The sequence below is a fragment of the Algoriphagus sp. TR-M9 genome (genome assembly GCF_027594545.1).
Lineage (GTDB): Bacteria > Bacteroidota > Bacteroidia > Cytophagales > Cyclobacteriaceae > Algoriphagus > Algoriphagus halophytocola.
Genome location: NZ_CP115160.1, coordinates 2,838,487 through 2,851,418, shown reverse-complemented (window position 1 = coordinate 2,851,418; position 12,932 = coordinate 2,838,487). Strand labels below are relative to the sequence as shown.

At 43.0% G+C, this 12,932-nt stretch carries 13 protein-coding genes; 7 read left to right on the top strand and 6 right to left on the bottom strand.

What is annotated here, in order from left to right; all coding sequences use genetic code 11:
* Positions 1-30 precede the first annotated feature (30 nt).
* The 6 genes from PBT90_RS12005 (at position 31) to PBT90_RS11980 (ending at position 6,367) form a co-directional block, all read left to right on the top strand.
* Positions 31-2,697: a PQQ-dependent sugar dehydrogenase gene (locus PBT90_RS12005; RefSeq protein ID WP_270129455.1), complete on the top strand. Its 2,667-nt coding sequence runs from the start codon at positions 31-33 to the stop codon at positions 2,695-2,697.
* A gap of 64 nt (positions 2,698-2,761) precedes the next feature.
* Complete coding sequence (locus PBT90_RS12000) at positions 2,762-3,616, top strand: hypothetical protein (protein WP_264810827.1); 855 nt, start codon at positions 2,762-2,764, stop codon at positions 3,614-3,616.
* Between the two features lie 92 nt (positions 3,617-3,708).
* Positions 3,709-4,077 carry a hypothetical protein gene (locus PBT90_RS11995; protein ID WP_264810826.1) on the top strand — a complete coding sequence of 123 codons (369 nt, stop codon included), beginning with the start codon at positions 3,709-3,711 and terminating at the stop codon, positions 4,075-4,077.
* Between the two features lie 52 nt (positions 4,078-4,129).
* Positions 4,130-5,452 (top strand): DEAD/DEAH box helicase, encoded by a 1,323-nt coding sequence (locus PBT90_RS11990; RefSeq protein WP_264810825.1) that lies wholly within the window; start codon positions 4,130-4,132, stop codon positions 5,450-5,452.
* A 199-nt stretch (positions 5,453-5,651) separates the two neighbouring features.
* Positions 5,652-6,071 carry a VOC family protein gene (locus PBT90_RS11985; RefSeq protein ID WP_264810824.1) on the top strand — a complete coding sequence of 140 codons (420 nt, stop codon included), beginning with the start codon at positions 5,652-5,654 and terminating at the stop codon, positions 6,069-6,071.
* 5 nt (positions 6,072-6,076) lie between these two features.
* A complete protein-coding gene (locus PBT90_RS11980) occupies positions 6,077-6,367 on the top strand; it encodes a GNAT family N-acetyltransferase (RefSeq protein WP_264810823.1) in 291 nt (96 codons plus the stop codon).
* Positions 6,368-6,378: 11 nt separating this feature from the next.
* Here the strand turns inward: PBT90_RS11980 and PBT90_RS11975 are convergent, their stop codons facing one another.
* The 6 genes from PBT90_RS11975 to PBT90_RS11950 all read right to left on the bottom strand — a co-directional run bounded on the left by PBT90_RS11975 (position 6,379) and on the right by PBT90_RS11950 (position 12,283).
* A complete protein-coding gene (locus PBT90_RS11975; protein ID WP_264810822.1) occupies positions 6,379-6,639 on the bottom strand; it encodes a hypothetical protein in 261 nt (86 codons plus the stop codon).
* A 33-nt stretch (positions 6,640-6,672) separates the two neighbouring features.
* On the bottom strand, positions 6,673-8,151 hold the full coding sequence (locus PBT90_RS11970; RefSeq protein ID WP_270129450.1) for a sulfatase: 1,479 nt from the start codon (positions 8,149-8,151) through the stop codon (positions 6,673-6,675).
* Positions 8,152-8,261: 110 nt separating this feature from the next.
* Positions 8,262-9,740 (bottom strand): alpha-amylase, encoded by a 1,479-nt coding sequence (locus PBT90_RS11965; RefSeq protein WP_264810820.1) that lies wholly within the window; start codon positions 9,738-9,740, stop codon positions 8,262-8,264.
* 300 nt (positions 9,741-10,040) lie between these two features.
* Positions 10,041-10,754 (bottom strand): 2-phosphosulfolactate phosphatase, encoded by a 714-nt coding sequence (locus tag PBT90_RS11960; RefSeq protein ID WP_264810819.1) that lies wholly within the window; start codon positions 10,752-10,754, stop codon positions 10,041-10,043.
* Complete coding sequence (gcvT, locus tag PBT90_RS11955) at positions 10,755-11,849, bottom strand: glycine cleavage system aminomethyltransferase GcvT (RefSeq protein ID WP_264810818.1); 1,095 nt, start codon at positions 11,847-11,849, stop codon at positions 10,755-10,757.
* Between the two features lie 107 nt (positions 11,850-11,956).
* Positions 11,957-12,283, bottom strand: coding sequence for a HesB/IscA family protein (locus PBT90_RS11950; protein ID WP_264810817.1), 327 nt, complete (start codon positions 12,281-12,283; stop codon positions 11,957-11,959).
* An 89-nt stretch (positions 12,284-12,372) separates the two neighbouring features.
* On the opposite strand from PBT90_RS11950, the gene mce reads away from it, so the two are divergent.
* Positions 12,373-12,771 carry a methylmalonyl-CoA epimerase gene (mce, locus tag PBT90_RS11945; RefSeq protein WP_264810816.1) on the top strand — a complete coding sequence of 133 codons (399 nt, stop codon included), beginning with the start codon at positions 12,373-12,375 and terminating at the stop codon, positions 12,769-12,771.
* Positions 12,772-12,932 lie beyond the last annotated feature (161 nt).

Genomic DNA, 12,932 nt, shown 5'->3' with positions numbered 1-12,932 from the left:
CAAGGTCAGAAAAGAATCTAAGCCAATTGTATGAGAAATTTCCTGCTTCTGTTTGCAGTATGTTGTGTAAGTAGTGTGTTGAGTTGTACTCCAAAAGTAGAAGATCCATTTGCAACCGTAAAACCAGATGAATCCAGATTCACTAAGATTCCTTTAGCCGGGAATTTCAATGAACCCATGGAGATTGAGGTGTTGGAGAATGGAGATGTATTGATTATCGAGCGTCATGGCTTACTTAAACTTTATCAAGCAGAGACAGGAGAAACAAGTGTAGTTGGCGAGTTGGAGGTCTTTCCAGAGCGGGAGGACGGCTTGATGGGAATGGCAAAGGATCCCGATTTTGGGAAGAATAATTGGTTGTATCTCTATTATGCTCCTGCAAATGAAGCTGCTTTGAATAGAGTTTCCAGATTTGATTTTGTGGACAATAAGTTGGATTTGGCCTCTGAGGTAAAAATCCTCGATGTGGATATTTTTAGAGGTTGCTGTCATTCTGGAGGTGGCTTGGAGTTTGATTCTGAGGGAAACCTTTATCTGGGCATTGGTGATGATTCTACCCCTTTTGAGTCCAGTAATTTCAATCCTATCGATGAGCGTCCCGATCAACCCAAAAATGTAGATGCGCAGCGAAGTTCTGGAAACACCAATGATTTACGGGGTGCGATTCTTCGGATCAAACCCAATCCAGAAGGCGGTTACTCCATTCCTGAAGGAAATCTATTTCCCGAAGGAACACCCAAAACCCGTCCTGAAATCTATGTCAAAGGCAATAGAAACCCATTTAGATTTTCTATCGACAGTCGTAATGGCAATTTGTTTTGGGGTGAAGTGGGTCCTGACGGATCAGAAGACAAAGAAGGCCGTGGACCTAGAGGCTACGATGAAATCAATGTCGCAACTGAACCTGGATATTACGGCTGGCCCTATTTTGTAGGAAATAATGCTGCGTATTGGAAGTATGATTTTGCTACTGGAGAAAGCTTGTATCAGTTTGATCCGAAAGCTCCCAAAAACACTTCTCCCAATAATACAGGGATGGAGATTTTGCCAGAGGCAAAGCCAGCTTTGATTTACTATCCCTATGCCGAATCTGAGGATTTTCCAATGGTTGGCCAGGGAGGAAGAAATGCCATGGCTGGCCAAGTGTATTATCGCGAAGATTATGAAGCTTCGGAAGTTCGGTTTCCAGGGTATTATAATGAGAAATTGTTTATCTACGACTGGATGAGAAACTGGATTTTCACGGTCAGCCTGACGGAGAATTTCGAATACGATACCATGGAGCGCTTTATGCCGGAAACTCACTTTGAGAAGCCGATGGACATGCAGTTTGCCAAAGACGGTTCCTTGTATGTGTTGGAATATGGTACTTTTTGGAGAGCTAACAATGATGATTCAGGTTTGTATAGAATAGTTTTTTCCGAAGGAAACAGAAAGCCAACGGTTAAGATCTCAGCTGATCAAACCCAAGGTGCAGCACCTTTAAGGGTCGCTTTTTCATCAGAAGGGACAGCGGATCCGGATGAGGGGGATGAAGTGAGTTTTCATTGGAGTTTTGGTAAAAATGGCCCCACATCCTCCGAGCCAAACCCTTCTCACAGTTTTGAAGCTCCAGGGATTTATAAGGTGACACTTACTGCTACTGATCAATCTGGGGAGTCCGCACAATCATTTTTGGAAGTGAAAGTGGGAAATGAGGCGCCTGAAGTTTCCATAGACTGGGAAGGAAATCGGAGTTTCTATTTCGGACAGGAAGCGATCAATTATCAAGTGTCAGCTACCGATAAGGAAGATGGGGAGATAGCCCCATCTCAGATTGATCTGACAATCGACTACTTGGAAGGTGGATACGATATTATTGAAATGGGGCATCAGGAGGAAGTCTTGAGCATAGGGGAAACTTACATCAATGAGGCGGGTTGCAAAGCCTGTCATGGCATCAGCAATGAATCTGTGGGACCTGATTATACTTCAGTTTCTGAGAAATACAAAAACGATCCAAACGCAAAAACCTATCTGATCGATAAAGTAAGAAATGGTGGTGCTGGAGTTTGGGGTGAGCAGATTATGCCTGGGCATACGCATTTGGATGAGAACAAAGTGGCTCAAATGGTTGATTTCATTTTAGGTATTGCCAATCCAAACGCAGTTTCAGGACTGCCAGCTTCTGGTACTTATGAGATTGAAAACACGGAAGATCCCGAAGGCTTTTATTTGATCCAGGCCTCATACACGGATCAGGGAGCAAATGGAATACCTGCGATCAAGACTACGGAGCAGTTGAAGTTGAGGAATACCATTGTTGCTGCGTACAGCGCTGATGGTTTGCAAGGAGCGGCTCGCGCAAATCCTGAAGATGAGTATTATGTACAGTTTACTGAGTCAGGTTCTTGGCTGTTGTTTAGCGCTGTAGATTTGAGCGAGATCAATCAAATTACGCTTTCTATTATGCCTGGAAATACTGTGGGCAAAGTCCAGGTCAGGGCTGGTTCACCTGATGGGGAGCTTCTAGCAGAATCCGATATCCTGACCAAGGACTCGAGGCCTTCCTCAGGTCCTCAAGTGGGGTGGTTTGAAGTTCCATTTGCTGTTCCGAGTTCGGATTATTACGGAGATCTGTACCTGGTTTATGTGACTGAGGAGCCGATTACGATCTGGAATACATTTAACCTGAAAGCCATACAGTTTTTGAAATAAACATAACAATCTTCTTAGTTTATAGTTAATAGAGGTAAGAGTAAACCACTAACCAACTATTAACATGAAATTTCTGAAGATTATACTCCCCCTTTTTTACTTAGCGATTTGTCTTTCGGCTAATGCGCAGGATTCTGATTCTATTGATGAAAAAGAAACAAAAGATTTTGAATTCCGGGCAGTGGCCGAATTAGGTTTTCTGTCTGTATTGGGCCATAAAGTACAGTTTGGAGAAAACGGGACTTATTTTGATTACAAAGAGGATGGAGGGCAAAATGTGCTTTTTCCGGTAGGTCGTGTTTCGCTGGAATTGGATATCAAGGAGCGAAACACGTTTATTTTGCTTTATCAACCCTTGACGATACAGACCCAGGTTCTGCTGAATGAGGATATCGTGGTGGATGATTTGGTTTTTCCGGCAAATACTTCGGTGGATTTGCTTTACAATTTCCCGTTTTATAGAATTAGTTATTTGCGCGAGCTACTTCCAAACAAGCCTAGATTTGCATTGGGAGTGGGAGGTAGCATTCAGCTGAGAAATGCTACGATTACATTCGAATCCACAGATGGTGAGCGATTCCGCACCAATCGGGACGTGGGAGTTGTGCCAGCTTTGAAAGTACGAAGTAGGTATGATTTGTCTGATTTGGTCTATTTGGAATTGGAGGCTGATGGTATTTATGCCCCGATCAGCTACTTGAATGGCAGTGATAATGAGGTCAAAGGAGCAATATTGGATGCGAGTATTAGATCAGGCCTCAAAGTAACTAAGGATGTAAATGCATTTTTGAACCTACGGTACCTGGGCGGAGGGGCAGTCGGCACTTCGGAAAACGAGCCAGGACCGGGAGATGGTTATGTGAAAAACTGGCTTCACTTTATGACAGTCACGGCTGGATTGACTTATACATTTAATTGAGCATAAAAAAGTAGTAGGAGGAGGGGGAGAAATCACCTTCCTTCTATTTTTTTAGAAACTATTTTTTTAAATTACCTCAAACTTTTTAGCGTATGGCAATTGAGAAAAAATACTGTTTGAACTGCAATGCAGTGATCCAAGGGAGAATCGATAAGAAATTCTGTGATGATCAATGTAGGAACACCTACAACAATCAACAGAATGCTTTTTCCACCAACTATATCCGGCGGGTAAATCACAGCCTGAAAAAGAACCGAAACGTTCTGGAAAGAATCATTCCTACTGGTGAGGAAATGGGCAAAACCACCCGGGACCGCTTACTCAGGGATGGCTTTCTCTTCAAATACTTTACCCATATCTACGAAACCAAAAAGGGCAATATTTACCATTATTGCTACGATTACGGGTATTTGGAGCTGGAGGGAGACTGGTTTTTGGTGGTGAAAGGAAAGGAAGTTTAGCGCCAAGCAAGGAATAGAACGCTTACCTCGGAGTTAATTGGTACTTTTGTGCGTGTCAGAAAAACAAGATTCCACCGCCCAGTATCTCAAAAGCCTTTCGATTGATAGTCTCAACGAAATGCAAACCGAGTTTATCTCCAGAGCTGCCAAAAATCCCCATATCGTACTTTTATCGCCGACTGGCTCAGGTAAGACTGTCGCATTTTTGATTCCTCTACTCCATTCACTGAAAGAAAATGTAAGAGAAGTGCAGGCTATGATTATTGTGCCTTCCCGGGAACTGGCCATACAGATCGAGCAGGTTTTCAAAGGAATGAAAACCCCTTTCAGAGTGAGTACAGTTTATGGAGGACATTCCTCCAAATTGGAATCAAACAGCCTTGGAGAAGCACCAGACCTGATTATTGGCACTCCGGGAAGACTAGCTGATCATATCGAAAGGGAATCTTTTGATCCCAAAACAGTACAGACTGTGGTTTTGGATGAGTTTGATAAATCACTTGAAATGGGCTTTCATGAGCAATTGAAAGTGATATTTGGAGCTTTGAACGGAAGCCAGAGGCATATACTTACTTCAGCGACGGTACTGAGACGTTTGCCGGAATTTCTGCCCTTTGTAGATCACCGCACGGTTAACTTTCTCAAAGATGTGGTGGAGTCCAATCTTGAGCTGAAGATCGTTCACAGTTCCAGCAAAGAAAAAGGGGAGACCTTGATGCGTTTGGTAGCAGGGTTTCAGCATGAATCCTGCATTGTTTTTTGCAATCATCGGGATGCGGTGGATAGATTGAGCATTTTGCTAAATGATTACAATTATTTCCACTCTGTACTGCATGGCGGTTTGGAGCAAATAGATCGGGAGAAGAATCTCATCCGCTTTCGAAGCAAAGTCACTAATCTTTTGATAGCGACAGATTTGGCTTCTAGAGGATTGGACATTCCTGAGATCAAGCATGTGGTGCATTATCAGCTTCCTCCAAAGGAAGATGCTTTTATCCATAGAAATGGTCGTACTGCCCGAATGCATGCAGAAGGTTTGTCTTATATGATTTTGGCAAATGATGAATCAAGACCTGAATACATAGATGAATTCATAGCCGAGTATAAAGTTGGGGAAAAGTTGGTGCCACCAATACTTCAGGAATGGACTTGCCTCTACGTCAGTGCAGGAAAGAAGGACAAGGTCAGCAAGGGAGATATCGTAGGCATGCTTACGAAGAAAGGTGGATTGACTAGTGCAGAAATCGGGTTGATCACGATAATGGACTTTGCTTCCTATGTGGCAGTGAAGAGTAATTTGGTTCAGAAGCTTTTGCCAAAACTGAAGAACGAGCGCGTGAAGAAAGTGAAGGTGAAGATTGAAGAAGCGAGTTAGAATTCAGTTTGCAGTCCCTGTGATCAGTATTCAGTCATTTAGCCTAATACATTCATATAAATACTTGGAGTAAAAAGGTGAAGTTCAGATGACTGGTTCTTTACGAAAGGTGCAGTGGAATTGATTAATTTGACTCCGGCTTCTAATCGTTGAACAGTGATTTTTCTTACCTTAATCTTGCAAAAGACTTAGCGATCACATGCAAAAACGTGTCACAGGAATAGGAGGTGTATTTTTCAAAGTAAAAGATCCTTCCAAAACCAAGGCTTGGTATCAAGAGCATCTAGGGCTCCAGACTGATGCTTATGGATCTACTTTCGAATGGAGAAGCTCCGAGAATCCCCAGCAAAAGGGCTTCACCCAATGGTCTCCCATGAAGGATGATACAGAATATTTCAAACCTTCGGAAAAGGAATTTATGATCAATTATCGGGTAGAGAATTTAGTGGCATTGGTGAAGGAGCTGAAAGCTGAAGGGGTTACTATTTTAGATGAAATCGAAGACACGGAATATGGGAAGTTTGTGCATATTCTCGACCCGGACGGTCACAGTATCGAGCTGTGGCAGCCAGTAGATGAGGTATATGATGAAATGGTAGAAGGAAGAACTAAAACCTAATCACTATGAGTAAAGCTGAAATCAAGCATAAATTTGATGGGAAAAGAGGTTCTTTTTTCATAGAAGAAGGTGCCAGGAGATTTGCCGAAATGGTCTATGTAATGGCTGGTCCAAAGAAAATGATCATTGAGCACACCGAAGTAGATGAAAGTCTAAAAGGCCAAGGCATAGGCATGAAGCTATTGCAAGAATTAGTAGCCTACGTGCGTACTGAAGAGATCAAAGTCATCCCACTTTGCCCATTTGCGAAGGCAATGTTTCAGAAAAAGGAAGAGTTAAGAGACGTGCTTAGCTAAAACTAATCGGTTCAGAAAAATAGGATATATAAAATCCAAAGGATAAAAAGTGTGGTAATAGCAACGAAGAAGTAACCGCTTTTCACCAATGAATTTCTCCGGCTCATTCTGAAGCGAACGCCTTCATCTAAACTTTTTAGATCCGTCAATTCCATGTTTTTATCCCGGGAAAGCCCATCTGGTGCAGCTAGTTTTGGACGTATCTTTCCCAGATTTCTATTGTCTTTTCCCGATTTGATCGCGGATATACTGAAACCTGCACCTCTTGCCATAGTATTGGATTAGGAGTTTAAGATACCAAGATTTTAATTTTTATCATACAGCCCGGTATTGCCTTTTTCGAGTAAGGGGAGGAGTCTTGCCACAATTTCAGGGTTTTCAGCAGCGATGTTGACGGATTCCAAAGGATCAGTTTGATGGTTATAAAGTTCTATTACAGGTTCGGTTTTGCGGAAATATTTGGTCAATCGATACTGGGGAGTTCGTATTGAGATACCTCTGTTATAGTAGGAGTAGGCTACTTCTTCTATTTGTTTTTGTTCCCCATGGAGTATGTTCACAAAGCTCTCGCCGTCTAGTCCTTCAGGACTTTCAATAGCCAGTAGTTCCATGAGCGTTGGATAAATGTCCACAGATTCTACAATGGCGTCTTCAATTTTAGCATACTTCCTTCCAGGCACCTTGAAGATCAAAGCACTGTTTAGTGCATTTTCAAATAGCGTATGCTTACCCCAGATTCTTTGTTCCCCTAGATGCCAACCATGATCGCCCCATACTATGACGATGGTATTCTGGTCCAGCCCTAATTTTTCTAATTCATCCAAAACCAAACCGATCTGTGCATCTGAATAGCTGGTGGCAGCATAATATGCATGTTTGATTTTTCGGGCATAGGCATCTGAGAGTTGGTGATCTACACCGGCTTTTTCTTCACCAAGCGCATATTGGTTAAACTCTCCGCTTTCAAGTAAACTTTGATCGGAGACGTTTAGAGGTTTTCCGGGGTTTTTGGCTAAAGGAATCCGGTCTTCCTCGTAAAGGTCCCAGTATTTTTTTGGGGCGGTGAATGGCAAATGAGGTTTGAATAACCCCAGACCTAAAAAAAAGGGTTGATTCAGGTCTTTCAATTCACGAAGTTTTTGGATTGCCAATTGGGTAGATAGTCCATCGGGGTAACCAAAATCATCGACCTTCCCGGCTTCATAGGGCTTCACCTGCCTATTCAAACTTTGACGGTTTTCTCCATCTGCATAGGCAAAAAATGCATTCCAGCCAGTCTGCCATTTACCTGCATCGAAGAGCATTTCATCCCAGCTATAGGGCAGTTCGACTTGATCGGAAACTTCCTCTTCATATCCATAGACATAGCCATCGGCCGAGTGCGAAATCTTGCCTATACCTACAGTGTAATACCCATTTCTTTTTAGATGATGGATAAAAGTCTCCGGTATTTTACCTTCTGGCTTTTCCCGGAATTCATTTGCCATGATGTTGTTATTAAGTTCCGAGGTACGTCGGGGTTTTTTTCCTGTCAGAAAAGCAGCTCTGGAGGCTCCGCAGGTAGGCACTTGAACAAAGTGATTGGTAAAACTGACTCCTCTTGAGGCCAGTTTGTCTAGATTAGGTGTTTGGACAGCACTGTTTTCAAAATGTCCCAATTCAGCTCTGAGGTCATCCACAGCGATCAGCAGTACATTTGGCTTGCTCTTCTGTGCAAGAGCTATGGGGCTTATAGCCAAATTGATAAAAATGGGAAGAATTAACTTAATGAATTTATAGTTCATAGGAGAGGTAGTTTCAGGTTTTAATCTAGGATGTATGAACTAGAATAAAAAGCTGCTATACATATTGCCTACGCTGCTGAAGGGATTTGCTGAATGGTATCCTGTGGATTTTAAACTACTTCGGTATACACCGAAACTGAACCTGGACCGCAATGGAACTCTGCCCAGCCTGATTCGTTGACCCAGATCTCATCTGATATTTTGCCTAAAATATCCTTAAAACTTCGACCTGCATACCTGCTTCCGATTTCCATTGCGATGGTAGCTCCATCACCGTTCGACATCACTACAGCGCAGCCACCATGTTCGTCGTTACCAGCTCTGGTCCAGCCTATTGCATTTGCTGACTCAAAGTAATCCCGCTGAACACCAAATGCAAAGTCCTTGCGCGCATAGAGCATAGGTTCTAATTCATCTACTCGATTGATAAAAATCTCATAATCTTGGCCATCCTCACCCTTGTCCCAATAGCTAGCCCCAAAGAGATCCGGGTGAAAAATACAGGGATATCCATCTTTGCGAAGCAAAATCAAAGCATATGCGAGAGGCTTAAACCAAAATTCCACAGGAGCCTCCAGTGCCTGGAGTGGTTGGGTATCGTGATTATCCACAAGCGTGACGGCTAGTTCTGGGGAGTGCGAAACCAGCGATTTATCAAAAATCTGGCGTAGATCATAGGCACTCCCTGACTTAGAAGCGAGGTGGAAATTGTGTTGCAAAGCTGAATCGTAAAGACTCATCGTGCCATCAGTAGCTTCTATATATCTGGTGAGCAGTTCCAGATGTCCAGGGGCCCAGTATTCCCCTACTGCGAAAATATTTTTACCAATACGCTCCCGTAGCAAATGGAGGAATTCCTTGAAATAGTGCGGGGGGATGTGCTTCACAGCATCTAGTCTTACGCCATCGTAATAGGTCAGTTCATGAAGCCAAGTAGCGTATTTGAGCAGCTCATCACGGACGGCAGGGTTTCTGAATTCTATATCACAAAACATCAGAAAGTCATAATTCCCTTTTTCCTCGTCGATCATTTCTTCCCAGTCATTGCCATATTCGCTCATGAGGTTGAAAATCCCATGCTCCTGGTTTTTGTGATCATAATCCACTCCGGTAAAGCAATGCTTGTCCCAGATGAAATCCGAGTATTGGCCATTTCTGCCTGGAAAAGTGAATCGAGTAAATGCTTCGATGTCGTAAGGTTCTGAGACAGTTTCCAGCCGGTTTGATTCATTAACCTTTACTGCCTGCATGAGTTCAGACTCATCTCCACCGGCTTTATGGTTGAATACAAAATCTACAATCACCTGCACTCCACGATCATGGAGGGCTTGAGTTGCGGCAAGAAATTCATCTTTTGTACCATACTTGGTGCGCACGCTCCCTTTTTGGTCAAATTCTCCCAAATCGAATAAATCATAAGTATCATACCCCACACTCATGCCGCCCAGTTCTCCTTTTGAGGCAGGGGGGAGCCACACGCTGGTGATCCCCAGATACCCCAGGTATTCGGCTTTTTCGTTTACTTCTTTCCAAAGAGTATCTTCAGGGGAATACCAATGGAAAAATTGCATCATTGTTCCGTTTTTCATAGGATTATTATTCATCTAATTAAAGGCTAAAACCTGTCCCGAACTGGATTTGGGAGAATCTCGGACCTAGAACAATCATCCCTCCATGTGACACTTGAGTCGTGGTGGATTTCATCGCTAAAAGTTCGTTGTGTAGTGGCTAAGCTAAACGGTGAAACGCTATTCCTAAACAATGGTTTAAACTATTTTAAAACGGGATTTTGCGATTCAAAATGGGGAAAAAATGACCCCAAAAGCAAGAAAACCCGATAGGATTTCTATCGGGTTTTCTAAGGCTTTACCGAAGTGGAGGAGATGTCCTTACCAGTTTTCCACTGCGATTAATGTTTCATTCTCTACTTTTCCCACTAGGGTGAACAGATCGAGTGTAATGCAAAAATCGATGTCAGAATCTATGTTGTGATTTTGGAGGCGTTTGGCGTGGGAAGCTTGGGATAGAAAGCCCTTGAGGTCATGACCTTCTTTTTCATAGAGCGACTTCATGGCTATCGCCCCATCATCCTCTGCTTCATGGCTTGTCTCTAGGGCTTTGACCAAAGCGCCTGCATACAGTGAATCTTCCAGGTTGAACTTACCTTTCCAGCCGGCGCAATGAATCAGTACATCCTTTTTCCGAGATTGGATATAGCTCACTGTGGCTTGTAAGTTTGGGAAGGCTCCGATCAGAATTTCATCCGCTCCGGAAGATTTTGAAATTGCCAATGTTCCATTGGTAGTGGTCATGGCGAGTTGATTTCCTTCATATTCCCCGGTAAGATATGCCAATGGGGAATTACCCAGCTGAAATCCCTCTGCTTTGATTCCATTTCTTTCACCTGCAATCAGGTATCCTTGGGAAGCCATCGTGCGGCATTCGTCTAGATCCGCACAGGTTTTGATCTCTGTGATGCCATTGGCCAAGGCTGCTACCATCGTAGAAGTGGCCCGGAATATATCTACAACGACCACGATCTTGCCTCGCAAATCATACAGGTGAATCAGTTCTGGACTGAAACAGATTTCTATTTGTTGCATTTATTTTTTCAAAAGTGGAAGTTTTTCCACCTGTGCTTTAAGGTTCTTGTTTCTTACCTGGATGTAGATTTCTGTTCCAGCTTTGCTAAATTCTTTCTTGACATATCCTAAGCCGATTCCCACTTCCATACTCGGTGATTGGGTGCCAGAGGTAACTTCTCCGATTTCATTTCCCTGAGCATCTACAATTTTATAATGTGCCCTTGGAATTCCTCTTTCCTGCATTACAAAACCAACCAGCTTTCGGGTAACTCCGGCTTCCTTTTGTTCCTGCAAGGCATCTGAATTGATAAAGTCCTTCGTGAATTTGGTGATCCAGCCTAGTCCGGCTTCCAATGGAGAAGTGCTGTCGTCTATATCATTTCCGTAAAGGCAATAGCCCATCTCCATTCGGAGTGTGTCTCTGGCTCCTAGTCCTATGGGTTTGATGTCAAAATCTTTTCCAGCTTCGAATACTGCATTCCAAACCTTCTCTGCATTTTCATTTTTCACATAAATCTCAAATCCCCCAGCCCCGGTATAACCTGTGCCTGAGATGATCACGTCTGGCACACCGGCAAATTCTCCCACGGTAAAATGATAGAATTTAACTTCGGAAAGATCCACAGAAGTCAAAGTCTGTACCGCTTCTATGGCTTTGGGGCCTTGGATTGCAAAAAGGGAAATCTCATCTGAAATGTTGGTGAGCTTTGCACCCATAGAATTGTGCTTGTTGATCCAGGCCCAGTCCTTATCAATATTGGAAGCATTGACCACAAGCATGTATTTCTGGTCTTCAAACTTGTATACGATCAAATCATCTACGATTCCTCCCGTTTCATTGGGGAAACAGGAATATTGTGCCTGTCCATTGACGATTTTGGAAGCATCGTTTGAAGTCACCTTTTGGATCAGATTTAGGGCTTCGGCTCCCTCTACCATAAATTCACCCATATGAGATACATCAAATACCCCAACGCCATTTCTTACACATAGGTGTTCTTCTTTATCTGAACTATATCGTACAGGCATGTTATATCCTGCAAATGGCACCATTTTGCCGCCTAGGGCAATGTGCAAGTCGTTTAGTTGGATTTGTTTGATTTGCTCTTCCATAATCTGGGTTAATTTTCTAGTGGGCAAAGGTAAGGATTGAGGGGAAAAATGCACTAAAAAAAGGCAACCTGCGGGGTTGCCTTCTGATGATTGTCAAGATTTAACGCTTAGATGGAGAAGCTTTCGCCACATCCGCAGGTTCTGCTTGCATTAGGATTTACGAATTGAAAGCCTTTGCCATTTAACCCATCGGTAAATTCCAGGGTGGTTCCGGCCAGGTAAAGTAAGCTTTTCCGATCTACCAGTATTTTGACACCTTTGTCTTCAAACACATGGTCGGTTTCCACTTGATTGCTGTCAAAACCCAGATCATACATCAGACCTGAGCAGCCGCCACCTTTCACAGAAACTCGGATATTTTCATTTTCCGTTCTTCCTTCTTCTTTTTTGAGCTCTAGGATTCGCTCTTTGGCTTTGTCAGAAACGATTATCATATCTTTTTGATTACTTTGTCTTAAGTTGAAGTATGGGGAAAACAGACTTTCGCCCGAAATGATTCATTGCAAATATAGCAAATTATAACATGAGGAAAATCGAGCATATTGGGATTGCAGTTAAGGATCTGGAACAGTCCAATGCGCTTTTTGCGAAGCTGCTTGGGAAAAATCACTTTAAAACTGAGGAGGTGGATGGGGAAAAAGTAGCCACATCCTTTTTTCAGGTAGGCGAGACAAAAGTGGAACTGCTGCAGGCTACGGATAATAATAGTCCTATTGCCAAGTACCTGGAGAAAAAGTCTGAAGGAGTTCATCATATCGCATTTGATGTGGAGGATATCCTGGCTGAGGTAGAGCGATTGAAGACAGAAGGTTTCGAAATCCTGAATGAAACCCCAAAACTGGGTGCGGACAATAAATTAGTGGTATTTTTGCATCCTCGGAGTACGAATGGGGTTCTGATTGAGTTGTGTCAGGAGATTTAGATTCTTCATCATTCGATAGTCTTTATTGAAATAACTTGTCTGTCATGGTGGAGTGGAAGTGGGGAAAATTCAGTATAGCGCAGGTTTTGTGATGTAATGTTGTAAAGTGGCAAGGATTGCAAAGAAACCTCAACTCTACTGTCCGATCCGTAATTCGTACG

Excerpts from the sequence above, each read along its gene's own strand:
- PBT90_RS11975 (WP_264810822.1), bottom strand. The coding sequence starts at position 6,639 with ATGGCAAGAGGTGCAGGTTTCAGTATATCCGCGATCAAATCGGGAAAA.
- PBT90_RS11970 (WP_270129450.1), bottom strand. The coding sequence starts at position 8,151 with ATGAACTATAAATTCATTAAGTTAATTCTTCCCATTTTTATCAATTTG.
- PBT90_RS11960 (WP_264810819.1), bottom strand. The coding sequence starts at position 10,754 with ATGCAACAAATAGAAATCTGTTTCAGTCCAGAACTGATTCACCTGTAT.
- PBT90_RS11965 (WP_264810820.1), bottom strand. The coding sequence starts at position 9,740 with ATGAAAAACGGAACAATGATGCAATTTTTCCATTGGTATTCCCCTGAA.
- gcvT (WP_264810818.1), bottom strand. The coding sequence starts at position 11,849 with ATGGAAGAGCAAATCAAACAAATCCAACTAAACGACTTGCACATTGCC.
- PBT90_RS12000 (WP_264810827.1), top strand. The coding sequence starts at position 2,762 with ATGAAATTTCTGAAGATTATACTCCCCCTTTTTTACTTAGCGATTTGT.
- mce (WP_264810816.1), top strand. The coding sequence starts at position 12,373 with ATGAGGAAAATCGAGCATATTGGGATTGCAGTTAAGGATCTGGAACAG.
- PBT90_RS11950 (WP_264810817.1), bottom strand. The coding sequence starts at position 12,283 with ATGATAATCGTTTCTGACAAAGCCAAAGAGCGAATCCTAGAGCTCAAA.
- PBT90_RS12005 (WP_270129455.1), top strand. The coding sequence starts at position 31 with ATGAGAAATTTCCTGCTTCTGTTTGCAGTATGTTGTGTAAGTAGTGTG.
- PBT90_RS11985 (WP_264810824.1), top strand. The coding sequence starts at position 5,652 with ATGCAAAAACGTGTCACAGGAATAGGAGGTGTATTTTTCAAAGTAAAA.
- PBT90_RS11995 (WP_264810826.1), top strand. The coding sequence starts at position 3,709 with ATGGCAATTGAGAAAAAATACTGTTTGAACTGCAATGCAGTGATCCAA.
- PBT90_RS11980 (WP_264810823.1), top strand. The coding sequence starts at position 6,077 with ATGAGTAAAGCTGAAATCAAGCATAAATTTGATGGGAAAAGAGGTTCT.